Origin of the sequence: Aeromonas sp. R6-2 (assembly GCF_040908155.1) — a bacterium.
GTDB lineage: Bacteria > Pseudomonadota > Gammaproteobacteria > Enterobacterales > Aeromonadaceae > Aeromonas > Aeromonas schubertii.
The window spans coordinates 51,513-64,710 of record NZ_JBFODE010000037.1 but is presented as its reverse complement, the minus strand read 5'-3'; the positions used below and the strand labels follow the sequence as shown (position 1 = coordinate 64,710).

Annotated in this window: 14 protein-coding genes and 2 tRNA genes; 10 read left to right on the top strand and 6 right to left on the bottom strand. The window is 62.2% G+C overall.

Features of this window, described 5'->3' with window-relative positions:
- Nucleotides 1-58: 58 nt before the first annotated feature.
- Complete coding sequence (gene torD / locus AB5Y48_RS09100) at nucleotides 59-718, top strand: molecular chaperone TorD (RefSeq protein ID WP_050666066.1); 660 nt, start codon at nucleotides 59-61, stop codon at nucleotides 716-718.
- Complete coding sequence (locus tag AB5Y48_RS09095) at nucleotides 715-1,083, top strand: hypothetical protein (RefSeq protein ID WP_050666065.1); 369 nt, start codon at nucleotides 715-717, stop codon at nucleotides 1,081-1,083. The genes torD and AB5Y48_RS09095 overlap by 4 nt, the downstream gene beginning before the upstream one ends.
- On the opposite strand, the gene AB5Y48_RS09090 is transcribed toward AB5Y48_RS09095, so the two are convergent.
- Nucleotides 1,080-1,346 (bottom strand): hypothetical protein, encoded by a 267-nt coding sequence (locus AB5Y48_RS09090; RefSeq protein ID WP_368164252.1) that lies wholly within the window; start codon nucleotides 1,344-1,346, stop codon nucleotides 1,080-1,082. The genes AB5Y48_RS09095 and AB5Y48_RS09090 overlap by 4 nt on opposite strands.
- Nucleotides 1,347-1,555: 209 nt before the next feature.
- Between AB5Y48_RS09090 and acs the strand changes: the two genes are divergently transcribed.
- Together acs and AB5Y48_RS09080 are read left to right on the top strand one after the other, a co-directional pair.
- The gene (acs, locus tag AB5Y48_RS09085; protein WP_368164251.1) at nucleotides 1,556-3,502 is read left to right on the top strand and encodes an acetate--CoA ligase; all 1,947 of its coding nucleotides are present in this window, start codon (nucleotides 1,556-1,558) and stop codon (nucleotides 3,500-3,502) included.
- 131 nt (nucleotides 3,503-3,633) lie between these two features.
- A complete protein-coding gene (locus AB5Y48_RS09080) occupies nucleotides 3,634-4,101 on the top strand; it encodes a hypothetical protein (RefSeq protein WP_050666062.1) in 468 nt (155 codons plus the stop codon).
- Here the strand turns inward: AB5Y48_RS09080 and AB5Y48_RS09075 are convergent.
- On the bottom strand, nucleotides 4,098-4,595 hold the full coding sequence (locus AB5Y48_RS09075; RefSeq protein WP_050666061.1) for a putative 4-hydroxy-4-methyl-2-oxoglutarate aldolase: 498 nt from the start codon (nucleotides 4,593-4,595) through the stop codon (nucleotides 4,098-4,100). The two genes, AB5Y48_RS09080 and AB5Y48_RS09075, sit on opposite strands and share 4 nt — an antisense overlap.
- Nucleotides 4,596-4,636: 41 nt before the next feature.
- Entirely contained in the window at nucleotides 4,637-5,029 is a 393-nt protein-coding gene (locus AB5Y48_RS09070) for a DUF3293 domain-containing protein (RefSeq protein WP_368164250.1), read from the bottom strand.
- Nucleotides 5,030-5,421: 392 nt separating this feature from the next.
- On the opposite strand from AB5Y48_RS09070, the gene arcA reads away from it, so the two are divergent.
- A complete protein-coding gene (gene arcA / locus AB5Y48_RS09065; RefSeq protein ID WP_060584534.1) occupies nucleotides 5,422-6,141 on the top strand; it encodes a two-component system response regulator ArcA in 720 nt (239 codons plus the stop codon).
- Nucleotides 6,142-6,198: 57 nt separating this feature from the next.
- On the opposite strand, the gene AB5Y48_RS09060 is transcribed toward arcA, so the two are convergent.
- The 3 genes from AB5Y48_RS09060 to AB5Y48_RS09050 all read right to left on the bottom strand — a co-directional run bounded on the left by AB5Y48_RS09060 (nucleotide 6,199) and on the right by AB5Y48_RS09050 (nucleotide 7,848).
- Nucleotides 6,199-7,497, bottom strand: coding sequence for a methyl-accepting chemotaxis protein (locus AB5Y48_RS09060; RefSeq protein WP_368164249.1), 1,299 nt, complete (start codon nucleotides 7,495-7,497; stop codon nucleotides 6,199-6,201).
- A gap of 192 nt (nucleotides 7,498-7,689) precedes the next feature.
- Nucleotides 7,690-7,764: transfer RNA gene (locus tag AB5Y48_RS09055), tRNA-Gly, on the bottom strand.
- A 10-nt stretch (nucleotides 7,765-7,774) separates the two neighbouring features.
- A tRNA-Gly gene (locus AB5Y48_RS09050) sits at nucleotides 7,775-7,848 on the bottom strand.
- Nucleotides 7,849-8,048: 200 nt separating this feature from the next.
- Between AB5Y48_RS09050 and cydD the strand changes: the two genes are divergently transcribed.
- From cydD to tsaA, 5 genes are all read left to right on the top strand, one after another.
- Nucleotides 8,049-9,818, top strand: a complete 1,770-nt coding sequence (cydD, locus tag AB5Y48_RS09045) for a cysteine/glutathione ABC transporter permease/ATP-binding protein CydD (RefSeq protein WP_050666057.1) — start codon at nucleotides 8,049-8,051, stop codon at nucleotides 9,816-9,818.
- Nucleotides 9,811-11,538 carry a cysteine/glutathione ABC transporter ATP-binding protein/permease CydC gene (gene cydC, locus AB5Y48_RS09040; protein ID WP_368164248.1) on the top strand — a complete coding sequence of 576 codons (1,728 nt, stop codon included), beginning with the start codon at nucleotides 9,811-9,813 and terminating at the stop codon, nucleotides 11,536-11,538. The genes cydD and cydC overlap by 8 nt, the downstream gene beginning before the upstream one ends.
- A 77-nt stretch (nucleotides 11,539-11,615) precedes the next feature.
- The gene (gene rcsF, locus AB5Y48_RS09035; protein WP_050666055.1) at nucleotides 11,616-11,987 is read left to right on the top strand and encodes an Rcs stress response system protein RcsF; all 372 of its coding nucleotides are present in this window, start codon (nucleotides 11,616-11,618) and stop codon (nucleotides 11,985-11,987) included.
- 44 nt (nucleotides 11,988-12,031) lie between these two features.
- Entirely contained in the window at nucleotides 12,032-12,418 is a 387-nt protein-coding gene (locus AB5Y48_RS09030; RefSeq protein WP_050666054.1) for a DUF488 domain-containing protein, read from the top strand.
- Nucleotides 12,419-12,476: 58 nt separating this feature from the next.
- Nucleotides 12,477-13,184 (top strand): tRNA (N6-threonylcarbamoyladenosine(37)-N6)-methyltransferase TrmO, encoded by a 708-nt coding sequence (gene tsaA, locus AB5Y48_RS09025; RefSeq protein ID WP_368164247.1) that lies wholly within the window; start codon nucleotides 12,477-12,479, stop codon nucleotides 13,182-13,184.
- Nucleotides 13,185-13,198 lie beyond the last annotated feature (14 nt).

Sequence of the window (13,198 nt, the reverse complement as noted above, 5' to 3'; positions counted from 1 at the left end):
GAAAGCAGTTAGAATCGGGAGCCAACTAGGCTCCCGAATTAGCATCTACGGAGGAGTAATGCAGGAATTTCTGGCCACCAGCGAACGCCGGGCCGAACTCTACTGGTGGTTCTCCACCCTGTTTGCCAGCGAACTGAGCGACGAGCAGATCGCCGAATACGACACCTACGACGTGCGCAGCTTCCTGAAAAGCCTCGCCACCCTGGATCCCATGCGCGAAGCCGTGGCAGAACTTAACGATGCCATCGCTCGCCTGCTGGTGCGTCCCGATCGGCAGCTGGAGCTGGCCGCCGACTTTGCCGCCCTGTTTCTCGGCGACGCCAAGCAGGGGGTTCCGCCTTATGAGTCCCTCTTCTGCGGTGACCAGCGGCTGCTGATGCAGGCCCCCACCGCCCGCATGGAGGCGCGACTGACACGCCTTGGCATCTCGGTAAGCGACAAGTACAAGGAGCCGGCCGATCACCTGGCCATCGAGCTGGATCTGATGGGCAACCTCATCATCCGCGCCGCCGAGGCGGGGGACGCCGACGGCCGCGAGCAGTGGCTGGATGAGCAGGAGAGCCTGCTGCACGACCACCTGCTGGCCTGGGTGCCCGCCTTCGAGGCCGAATGCCGCACCAAGGACGCATTCGGTTTCTACGGTGCCTGCGCCCGTCTGCTCGGCGTCTTCCTCACCATGGACGCCAACTACCTCACCCTGGTCAAACCCGCCCGGTGAAGACGGCCCTGCTGCTCATTGCCAGCTGGCTGTTGACCCTGCTCCCGACGGAGCAGGGGGTTGTGCCCCTGCTCGCCCTGCTGTTTGACGCCGACCGGGAGCTCTACGGCACCGGTCAGCTTACTGGCCTGGCGGGCATACTGCTGACCCTCTATCTCGCCAATCTGGGGGTCGAGGTGGTGCTGCGCCGCCGCTTTCAGATAGCCGGCATGCTGACCCTGGTGGCCGCCTGGATCGAATTTATCAATCAGGGGGCCGCGCTGGCCCCCTGGTGGAAAATCATCTTGCCCGCACTCCCCTTTCTCGGCCTCAGCCTGCTGGTGCTGCTACGCGGCATCCAGGCCTTTGGCCGACAGAAGGGCTAGTTTCCCAACTGGAGTTGCCAGTTGTCGCGCTCTTTCTCGTTAAGATGGCGCACCAGGGGGGACTCCCCTTGATAACGGGGCGGCGCCGAAAATTGCAGCGGGAAGGATTCATCGGCCAGCCCCAAATTGGACTGTACCTGCTCACGCAGCCCCTTCGCCTCGCCCGCCGGCTGCTCGAGCACCACTGAGGGAAATTTGTCGCTCACCACAGGAGCCGGGGGGTCAAACTGCCAGGCGGCCGTCATCACGATCAGACCTATCATCTTGAAGTGCCTTCTGTGAAATCAAACATCCCCATACCCTAACAAAAGCAACCCCCCTATACGTCCTCTTTTTCCCTGTCAGGGGTTAATAATGTGGCGCTCACTACCGGCCTGACCCAGGCTATCCAAAAGTCTAATTTGTCCCGTCGGGACAAAGGTATAAGTTGTTAAGAGACGATTAAAAGGATGTGTTGCCAAGGAGCCGCAAAATGAGCGAGAGCAAGGTCTACCCGGTCAAGTCACAAATTGCCCAGCATGCCCATATCGACAAGGCCGGCTACGAAGCCATGTACCGCGCCTCGGTGGAAAACCCTGACGCCTTCTGGGGCGAACACGGCAAGATAGTCGACTGGATGAAGCCCTACACCCGGGTCAAAAACAGCTCCTACGATCCCGGCCATGTCTCCATCAAGTGGTTTGAGGATGGCCAGCTCAACGTCTCGGCCAACTGCCTGGACCGCCATCTGAGCGAGCGCGCTGACAAGGTCGCCATCATCTGGGAAGGGGACAACCCGGCCGAGGATCGCACCCTCACCTATCGTGAGCTGCACACCGAGGTGTGCAAGTTTGCCAACGTGCTCAAGGCTCAAGGCGTCCACAAGGGCGACGTGGTCTGCCTCTACATGCCCATGGTGCCGGAAGCCGCCATCGCCATGCTGGCCTGTACCCGCATCGGCGCCGTTCACTCCGTCGTCTTCGGTGGCTTCTCCCCCGAGGCCCTGGCCGGGCGCATCATCGACTCCGGCTCCCGGGTGGTGATCACCGCCGATGAGGGGTTGCGTGGCGGACGCGCGGTTCCCCTCAAGAAGAACGTGGATGAGGCCCTGACCAACCCGGATACCCGAGTCGAAAAGGTGATCGTGCTCAAGCGCACCGGCGGTGATGTCGCCTGGCACAACCACCGCGATCTCTGGTGGCATGAGGCCACCGCCAGCGTCGGTAGCGACTGCCCGGCCGAACCCATGAACGCCGAGGATCCCCTCTTTATCCTCTACACCTCGGGCTCTACCGGCAAACCCAAGGGGGTGCTGCACACCACGGGGGGCTACCTGGTCTACGCCACCATGACCTTCAAGTACGTCTTCGACTACCACGAGCAGGACATTTACTGGTGTACCGCCGACGTGGGCTGGGTCACCGGTCACTCCTATCTGGTCTATGGCCCTCTGTCGAACGGTGCCACCACGATATTGTTCGAGGGGGTGCCCAACTACCCGGCCACCAACCGCATGAGCCAGGTGGTCGACAAGCACCAGGTCACCATTCTCTATACGGCTCCGACCGCCATTCGCGCCCTGATGGCCAAGGGTAACGAGGCGGTTGAAGGGACCTCCCGCGCCAGCCTGCGCATCATGGGATCGGTGGGCGAGCCCATCAACCCGGAAGCCTGGGAGTGGTACTACCGCACCATAGGCGATGAGCGTTGCCCCATCGTCGACACCTGGTGGCAGACCGAGACAGGCGGCATCCTCATCACTCCGCTGCCCGGCGTCACCGACCTCAAGCCGGGCTCGGCCACCCGCCCCTTCTTCGGGGTTCAGCCGGCCCTGGTCGACAACCTGGGCGAGCCGCTGGAGGGGGCCACCGAAGGCAACCTGGTGATCACCGACTCCTGGCCGGGTCAGATGCGCACCGTGTTTGGCGATCACGAGCGCTTCGAGCAGACCTACTTCTCGACCTTCCCCGGCCGCTACTTCACCGGTGACGGTGCCCGCCGCGACCAGGATGGCTACTACTGGATCACCGGTCGGGTGGATGACGTGCTCAACGTCTCTGGCCACCGCATGGGCACCGCCGAGATCGAATCGGCCCTGGTGGCCCATCCCAAGATTGCCGAGGCGGCCGTGGTGGGGGTTCCCCACGAGATAAAAGGTCAGGGCATCTACGCCTATGTGACCCTGATCGCCGGTGAAGAACCAAGCCGCGAGCTGCACAAGGAGGTCAAGGAGTGGGTGCGTAAAGAGATCGGGGCCATCGCCACCCCGGATGTGATCCACTGGGCCGAGGGGCTGCCCAAGACCCGCTCCGGCAAGATCATGCGCCGTATCCTGCGCAAGATTGCCACCGGTGAGACCGAGAGTCTGGGGGACATCTCCACCCTGGCCGACCCGGGGGTAGTCGACAAGCTGATCCGGGAGAAGAGCGAGGCGATTTAGGGGGTTCCCCCACACCTCAAGCCGGCCTCGAGCCGGCTTTTTTCATTTTTATACTGCTGACAAAAAAGCCACTTGCAGATGTATGGCATGTGCCATGCTTGTACTTCCAGCATCCACAGGGAGGAGGGCACATGGTCAAGACATTGGCAGTGGCAGGCGTCATCTTCGGGATGCTGGGTCAGGCGCAGGCCGGCGTCTGGGATTCGGTGCTGCAGGAGAAGGAGAGCGCCCTCTACACCAGCGGTTACTCTGGCGTGCTGGTCGGGCAGCGCCCCACCCAGGAGCATTTCGATCTCTGGCTCATCAACACGGGTTATCGTCAGCCCCTGGGCGAAGGGTGGAGCTGGTTTGTCGAAGCTGGCTCGGCCCTCGCCGGCCAGCAGACGGTGGCAGGGCACACCCTCGGCTCCGGCGTACGCTACCAGTTGCTCCCTTCACTCACCCTGGGTGGACAACTCAGACAGCTTAGCCTCGGCACGGGGCGCACCGAGCTGCAACTCAATAGTGCTCTGCGGCTGCGCCCATCGCTCTCTCTGCAAGCCGATTTGGGCGTCAGCAAGGAGTCGAGTCTGACCTTGGGAATTGGCTATCAGTTTTAGTCCAGCAATGCGTCGGCACTCACCGCCACCCCGTTGGGATCGGCATAGAGATAGTCGCCAGGATGTATCACCAAACCGGCAAACTGCAACACGGCATCCCGCTCGCCCAACCCCAGCTTCTCGGTCTTGATCGGACAACTTCCCAGGGCCTTGACCCCCAGGGGCAGGGTTCCCAGGGTGACCACATCGCGCACGGCCCCGTTGATCACCACCCCCTCCCAACCGTTGTCGACCGCCTTCTGGGCCAGCAGATCCCCAAGCAGTGCACGGCGCAGTGACCCCTGACCATCGATGACCAGCACCCGGCCTCGCCCATCCTGAGCGACCAGTTCGCGCACCAGACTGTTGTCCTCGAAACAGGAGAGGGTCACCACCCGTCCGAAGAAGGTGGTGTGGCCACCGTAATCATTAAAGGGGATTGAGGCGACTTGCAGCCGCTCGGCATGGTTATCACACAGGTCCGGTAACAGATCCCTGGAAGGGCGCAGTAACATGGAAGACTCCTTCATCCTTGATGGCATCAGTGCCCATTATTTCAACGACTTTCCCCCGGTGCAATCCAGTAGGGGGCGAGCGCCCCCAACACGACAACCTCCTCTGCCAGCAACACAGGGATCAGGGACAAACACCCCCCCTCGATCCAATAAATGGCATTTTGCCCGTGCTCGGCCGCCAGCCCCATGGCGACGGAAAGCGGGCAGGCCACCGCCAGGCTGAACTCCTGCCACCCCAGATCAGGGGCACTCCCCCATACCCCCAGATGAGGGTAGTCACACAGCCTGGCCAGCAGAGCCTGATGGCGCAGCTCGTTCTCGGTCCGGGTCAATGGCTGGCTCGCCGGATTCCAGGCGGTGATGATGGCGAAACAGGGCCAATCTGGTGTGGGCACCTCGGCCAGAAAGCGAATTTGTTTGTAGTTTTCCCACATGTTTGATGCCTGTGAAATGTAACAAATACCCTACACCCACCCACTGGAGGAGGGGCCAGGAGCCCCGTTGCGGGCCCCTTACCGGCGATTTGACCTACATCAAGCCGGAGTTAAATAGTTGCTATCCAACACCAAAGAGTGTTGTTATGTCTCTGTTAACTGATAAAATGCCACAACCATCGTAATGGACTACCCTCTAGAACATGGCGTGACAAGCTTCTATCGACGCCAGCACAAGGCCACGGAGTGGGCCGATGCCGACTTACAGGTCTGCCGATCTGAACTGCAACCCCAGGATGACGTAATTCTTTTTCAGGACACCAGAATCAGGGTCAGGCTGAACCGACAGTGTTAAATTTTAATAATCAGTTGCTACGAATCCGGGAACATTCATGCAAACACCACACATTCTGATCGTCGAAGACGAACTCGTCACCCGCAATACCCTCAAGAGCATCTTTGAGGCCGAAGGCTACACCGTTCTCGAGGCCAACAATGGCGACGAGATGCATCAGGCCCTGACCAGCCACACCATCAATCTGGTGATCATGGACATCAACCTGCCGGGCAAAAACGGCCTGTTGCTGGCCCGTGAGCTGCGCGAGCACGACAACATCGCCCTGATGTTCCTGACCGGCCGTGACAATGAGGTAGACAAGATCCTCGGTCTCGAGATCGGTGCCGATGACTACATCACCAAGCCCTTCAACCCCCGTGAGCTGACGATCCGTGCCCGCAACCTGCTCAGCCGTACCATGAACGCCAATGGTGCCGGTGAAGAGAAGAAACTGGTTGAGCGCTACAAATTCAACGGCTGGGCACTGGACATCAACAGCCGCGCTCTGGTCAGCCCGAGCGGCGATCTCTTCAAGCTGCCCCGCTCCGAGTTTCGCGCCATGCTGCACTTCTGTGAGAATCCCGGCCAGATCCAGACCCGTGCCGAGCTGCTCAAGAAGATGACCGGTCGCGAGCTCAAGCCCCACGATCGCACCGTCGACGTGACCATCCGTCGTATTCGCAAACACTTCGAGAGCGTGACCGATACCCCCGAGATCATCGCCACTATTCACGGCGAAGGGTACCGCTTCTGCGGCGAGCTGGAAGTAGAGTAAACCTTGCTGTATTGCACAAAGGGCGCCTCGGCGCCCTTTGTCGTTATCCTTCTGGCCTCAGGAGTGAGAGAGGCCGGCGATGGTCACCGAAACATGCTCGGCCCCGCGGCGGATCTCCTCCATCACACTCGCCACCTCACCAATTTGTCGCTGGCCCTGCTGGGCACTGGAAGAGACGGCCCCCATCTGGGCGCTGACCTGACCGGTGAGCTCACGATTCTTGCGCACCACATTGGCTATCTCCCCGGTCGATTGAGACGTTCGGGCCGCCAGCTGGCGCACTTCGTCGGCCACCACCGCAAATCCCCTCCCCTGATCACCGGCCCGGGCCGCCTCGATAGCGGCATTGAGCGCCAGCAAATTGGTCTGATCGGCGATCCCGCTGATGGTTGAAACAATAGCCTCAATGCTTTGTGACTGGGCGTTGAGTTTGTCCATGTAGTCGCTGGCCTCCTCCATCTGCGAGGCGATACTGGCCGATGTCTCCACCACCCCCGTCAACAGATTGACCCCCTTGCGAGCCGATTGTTCGGTCTCAACCGAAGTCGATCTGGCCACCTCGGCAACCTCCTGCACCGCATGGGCTCGCTTTATCTGGGCCGTGATATCGGCGGCAAACTTGATCACCTTGGTCACCTTGCCACCTGCACCAAAGATGGGGTTGTAGGTGGCCTCAATCCAGACTTCCTCTCCATGATGGCCTCGCCGCAGAAACTGGCCAGACTTGAAGCGCCCCTGGGCCAGATCCTCCCAGAAATGGGGCCGCTCACGATAGAAGCTCTCGTCGCAGAAGATACGGTGATGTTTTCCCTTGATCTCGTCGAGGCGATACCCGAGGGTGTCGAGGAAGTTCTTGTTGGCGTTAAGGATCTCCCCGTGGGGAGTAAACTCGATAATGGCCATGGAGCGGTCGAGGGCCTGGAAGAGGGCCTCCTGAGTCAGCCTCTGATCCTGCTGGGCCGTCACATCCAGTGCAATCTTGATCACCTGGACCACACTCCCTTCGACCTTCACCGGGAAGTAGGTCGCCTCCAGCCAGATGTTTTGGCCCTGCTTGCCGCGCCGCCGGAAGGTCCCTGACTTGACCTGGCCCTGAGCCAGCTCCTGCCAGAAACGTTGGTACTCCGGCGAGTGGCGCTCACTCTCGTCACAAAACATGGAGTGATGATGACCCACTACCTCGGGCAGGGTATAACCCACGGTTTTCAAAAACAGTGCATTGGCATCGACCACCTCCCCCTGGGGAGTGAAGGTGATGCTTGCCATGCTCTGGTTGAGCGCCTCGATGAATGCCTTTTGCCGGGCCAGCTCGGAACGGGTCAGCTCCAGCTCTCCCTTAAGCCTGTTATTGAACATCTCTTCACCTCATACGAGCTATACGATCGCCCTGCATGGTGGCGACCTCCTTGTCACGAGCCATCACAAGACGGCTTGCGTTCAGTATGAATCAGGGAGAGAGTCCATGCCGAAGAGAGAGGGATTGAGGAGGCAAGAAATGAAAAGAGAGGCGATAGAGACAAAAAAACCGCCCTGATGGCGGCCTTGATGTGGAGCGGGCAGCGGGAATCGAACCCGCATCATCAGCTTGGAAGGCTGAGGTAATAGCCATTATACGATGCCCGCACGCATTGTATGGAGCGGGTGATGGGAATCGAACCCACGCTAAGAGCTTGGGAAGCTCCCGTTCTACCATTGAACTACACCCGCTTGGTGGACCCACTATATGGTTTTTCAGGATAAGCGCAACGACCTTGATACACTTTTTTGCTGTTGCCCCTACCGTTCGACCACCATTTAACCAAGGTGATGATTTTTCACACCAACGTCTCTTATTCTGATGCGACTGCCGGTTGCCAAGGGGGGAACCCGCAGATAGTCTTGCGCCACCCCGAGCAAATGGAGGTGGCATGGACAAACAGACACAAAAGCGCCTGTACGGCTGGCTGCGCAAGCAATCGGCTCACGGCAAACGCTGGATCGGCATGAGTATCGCCCTTGGCCTCGCCCAAGGGGTCTTGATGGTGGCGCAAGCCTGGCTGCTGGCGACCCTGTTGCACAGCTTTATCATGCTCAAGCAGGCGCCAGCCGAGATGCTCCCTCACTTCGCCGCCCTGCTGATCACCACGGCACTCAAGGCGGCCGCCGCCTATGGTCGTGAAATAACCAGCTTTCGGGCCGGTGCCGCAGTGCGTCAGACCATCCGTGATCTGGTGCTGACTCGTCTCTCTCAATTGGGCCCGGCCTACATCCAGCGCCGGCCGGCCGGCAGCTGGGCCAGCCTGCTGCTCGAACAGGTGGAAAACATGCAGGAGTTCTTCTCCCGCTATCTGCCCCAGATGGCCATCGCCGTCTTCATTCCCCTGGTGATCCTGGTGGCCGTGTTCCCGGTCAACTGGGCTGCGGGCCTTATCTTGCTCGGCACGGCGCCACTGATCCCCTTCTTCATGATCCTGGTCGGCGTGGGGGCCGCCGATGCCAACCGTCGCAACTTCCACTCCCTGGCCCGCCTCTCCGGCCACTTCCTCGATCGCCTGCGCGGCCTGCGTACCTTGCAACTGTTCCTGCGCGCCAGTGAAGAGGGCAAGGTCATCGAGCGCGCCTCCGAGGAGTTTCGTGCCCGCACCATGGAGGTGTTGCGCCTCGCCTTCCTCAGTACTGCGGTACTGGAGTTCTTCGCTGCCATCGCGGTGGCACTGGTGGCGGTCTACTTCGGCTTCAGCTACATAGACCATCTGGATTTTGGCCACTATGGTGCCGAGATCACCCTCTTCACCGGCCTCTTTGTGCTCTTTCTGGCTCCCGAGTTCTACGCTCCCCTGCGCGAACTGGGTGCTCACTACCACGCCAAGGCCCAGGCCATTGGTGCCGCCGAGCAACTGCTCGACTTCCTCGAGGCAGAGGTGGCAGAGCCCGCCTCGGGACGCGCCCCCTTCTCTGCCGCAGCCCCCATCGCCATAGAGGCGTGCGCTCTTGAGGTGCTGAGCGCCGAAGGCAAGGTGCTGGTCGGCCCCCTCTCCTTCTCCATCGCGGCGGGCAGCCAGGTGGCTCTGGTCGGGGTCAGTGGTGCCGGCAAGAGTTCCCTCATCAATGCCCTGCTTGGTTTTATGCCCTACCGGGGAAGCCTCAAGGTCGACGGGCAAGAGCTGCGCGAGCTCGACATGGTGCAGTGGCGCCGCCAGGTAGGCTGGCTCTCCCAACATCCTCAGCTGCTCACCGCCTCGGTGCGCGACAACCTGCAGCTGGCCGCCCCCCGCGCCGATGATGCCGCCCTGGAGCTGGCGCTGCGCCGTGCCCAGGCCTGGGAGTTCGTGGCCGCCAGGGGGCTCGACTATCGGCTCGGCGACGGGGCGAGCGGCCTCTCGGTCGGCCAGGCCCAACGCGTCGCCCTCGCCCGTACCCTGCTCAAGCCGACCTGGCTGATGGTGCTCGATGAGCCAACCGCCAGTCTGGATCGCCACTCGGAGCGCGCCATCATGGCGACCCTGGCCGAGGTGATCTGCCGCCAGACTCTGGTGATGATCACCCACAGGGTCGAACAACTGGAGGGGATGGACCAGATCCTGGTGCTCGAGCGGGGCCAGCTGGTCGAGCAGGGGAACTGGCGCAGCCTGATCCGTGCCCAGGGGCCCTTTGCCACCCTGCTTGCCAACCGTGACGAAGGAGATCTCGATGCGTGACCTGCTCCCTTTCCTGCGCCTCTACCGTCAACACTGGCTGAGCCTGAGCCTCGGCCTGCTGCTGGCCCTGGTGACCTTGATTGCCGGCATGGGCCTGCTCTCCCTCTCCGGCTGGTTTCTCAGCGCCGCCGCCGTGGCAGGGCTCACGGTGGCCAGCAGCCACGCCTTTAACTACATGACCCCGGCGGGTGGAGTCCGTTTCTTCTCCATCATTCGTACCGCCGGACGCTGGGGAGACAGGGTCGTCAGCCACGATGCCACCTTCAAGGTGCTGACCCGGCTGCGGGTCTGGTTTTGGCAACGCCTGGCCCCCCTCTCCACCGGCAGCCGTGGTCAATTCCGCCAGGCTGACCTGCTCAACCGCCTGGTGGCCGATATCGATGCCCTCGACCACGTCTACCTGCGGCTGCTCACCCCCATAGGCGTGGCCCTGCTCGGTTCCCTTGCCATGGTGGGCTTTCTCAGCCTGTTTGATCCGCGCCTGGCGCTGATCCTGGGCACTATCCTGCTGGTGAGCATGGTGCTGCTGCCCATCCTCTTCTATCACCTGGGCAAGCGTCCCGGCCGCCTCCTGATCGAACAGAAGGCCCATCTGCGCACCCGGCTGCTCGACTACCTCGGCGCCCAGGCCGAGCTGCAGATGTTTGCCGCCGCAGAGGAGCTGCACATGGCACTTCGCCGCGATGAACGTGACCTCATCGAGGCTCAGGCCACCATGGCACGCATCACCGGCCTCTCGAGCGCCCTGATGACCCTCATCAGCGGCTGGAGCCTGGCACTGATGCTATGGCTCGCCGGTCACGGAGTGGCAGGCCAGGCGCCGGACCCCGTCACCGCCCTCATGGTGTTCGCCACCCTGGCCAGCTTCGAGGCCCTGATGCCGCTGGCCGGCGCATTCCTGCACCTCACCAGCAGCCTGACTGCGGCACGCCGGCTTAATCAGGTGCTGGAGCAGGCCGAGCCGACCACCTATGGCGAGCAACGCGAGCCAGCCCGGGGTGACCTGGTGATGGAGCGCCTCCTCTTCGCCTATCCGGGAAGCGATACCCAAGTGCTGCAAGGGGTCTCCCTCACCCTGGCCGCGGGGGAGAAAGTGGCCCTGCTCGGTCAGACCGGCTGCGGCAAATCGACCCTGCTCTCCCTCGTCACCCGTGAGTGGGAGCCGACGGCGGGCACCCTCACCCTGGGGGGGATACCTCTTTCCGACTACAGCGAAAGCGCCCTGCGCGGGGCCATGACGGTGGTGAGTCAGCGGATCCACCTGTTTAGCGACACCCTGCGCGCCAACCTGTTGCTGGCGGCGCCCGCTGCCCCGGATGAGCGCCTCGCCGAGGTACTGACCCGGGTTGGGCTTGGCCAGCTGCTGGACGATGACGGCCTCGATACCTGGCTCGGCGAAGGGGGGCGTTCGCTCTCCGGCGGCGAGCAGCGACGCATCGGTATCGCCCGCGCCCTGCTCCACGACGCGCCGCTCTGGCTGCTCGACGAGCCCACCGAGGGGCTGGATCGTCAGACCGAGCAGGCCATCATGGGACTACTGCATGAGGTGTGTGCCGAACGCAGCGTGCTGCTCATCACCCATCGCCTCACCGGTCTGGCACAGATGGATCGCATCGCCGTGATGGAGGAGGGGAAGATCTTGCGCTGTGCCCCCCATGGGGAGCTGATGGTGCAGGATGACCACTACCGCCGCCTGCACCAGAGACTGACGCCGGCCTGATGTACCATGCGGGGCTGGTCGGCACAGGCCGCCCGCCCCTATAATGGCCGCTCCGACCCCGACAACAAGACACGACCATGAAACGCCTGATCCTGATGATGCCCCTGCTGGCCAGCGGCTGCGCCAACTTTGCCTTCAACAGCAACCTCGACAAGGAGAACTTCGAGGAGTACTTCAAGCCGGGTAGCGTGGAGATCTATCGCCAGGATCAGCTGACCGAGCTCAACTACCTCTACCTGGGGACCGTCGAGGGACAATCCTGCCAGGAGGGGAGTGATCAGCCGATCCCGAGTGCCGCCAATGCCCGCACCGAGGCCCGCAACCGGGCCGCCGATCTGGGGGGGAATGGACTGGTTCTCGACAAGTGCAGCGAGCGCAGCGACACGCCGGGCTGTCTCAAGCAGATCGTCTGCTACGGTCAGGCCATCAAGGTGGCCGACACCAAGTGATAGAGCGGGCCTGCGGGCCCGTTTTGCATCGTCAAGGAGTCATCATGGCCCTCTCCATCATACGTCTCGGGACGCCCCGCCAACCGGGCGAGGGGCTGCGCATCGGCACGGTACGCCGACCACCTCGCGGTATACCCAAGAGCGACTATGCCAGTGGCGACTGGTTCGATGTCTGGTACCCCAATCTGGCCCCCGGCAGCGAGACCATGAAACTCGGTCAGGAAGCAAACGACGAGCAGAGCTGGCAGCGCTTCGTACGCCGCTACCGGGCCGAGCTCAAGAGCCCGGAGGCACGCCACAACCTGGCGCTGCTGGCCGCCCTCTCCCATACCTGCGATCTCTCCATCGGTTGCTACTGCGAGAACGAGGCTCGCTGTCATCGCAGCGTGCTGCGCGAGGAGCTGGCCACCCTGGGCGCGGCCCTCGCCTGAATGGCAGGGGCGGGGCGACTGTGCTAGATTGCCCCGGTTTTTTATCGATGGAAGTGCCATGAAGTTCGAGCTCGATACCCTGGGGGTGATCCACTCCCCCTACAAGGAGAAATTCGCCATCCCGCGCCAGCCTGGTCTGGTCACCGCCTCCACCGCTCGTCTCGAGCTGTTGCCTCCCTACAACCAGGCGGATACGGTACGGGGGCTGGAGCAGTTCTCCCACCTCTGGCTCAGCTTCGTCTTCCACCAGACCATGAGTCAGGGGTGGCATCCCACGGTGCGCCCACCCCGCCTCGGCGGTAACGAACGGGTCGGCGTCTTCGCCACCCGATCCACCTTCCGCCCCAACCCCCTCGGCCTCTCTGTGGTCCCCCTGCTCGGGGTGACCCTGGAGCGGGGAGGCGTCTGGCTCGAACTCGGCGCCGTGGACTTGCTCGATGGCACCCCCATCGTCGACATCAAGCCCTATATCCCCTACGCAGACAGCCTGCCCCAGGCTCGGGGCGGCTTTGCCCCCGAGCCCCCGGGAAACCTGTTGACGGTGCGCTTTACCCCCGCAGCCGAGACCGAACTCACGCGCAGGCAGCAGACTCTGCCGCAACTGAGACAATTTATCGCCGAGGTGTTGGCTCAGGACCCCAGACCCGCCTACAAGAAGGGCAAGCCAGACGAGAAGGAGTACGGGGTGCGCCTCTACGATCTCAACGTCCGCTTTCGAATCCGCGAGCCCGAGTGCGAGGTCATCTCACTCGATCCCGCCCAATGAGAAGGCGCCACCCC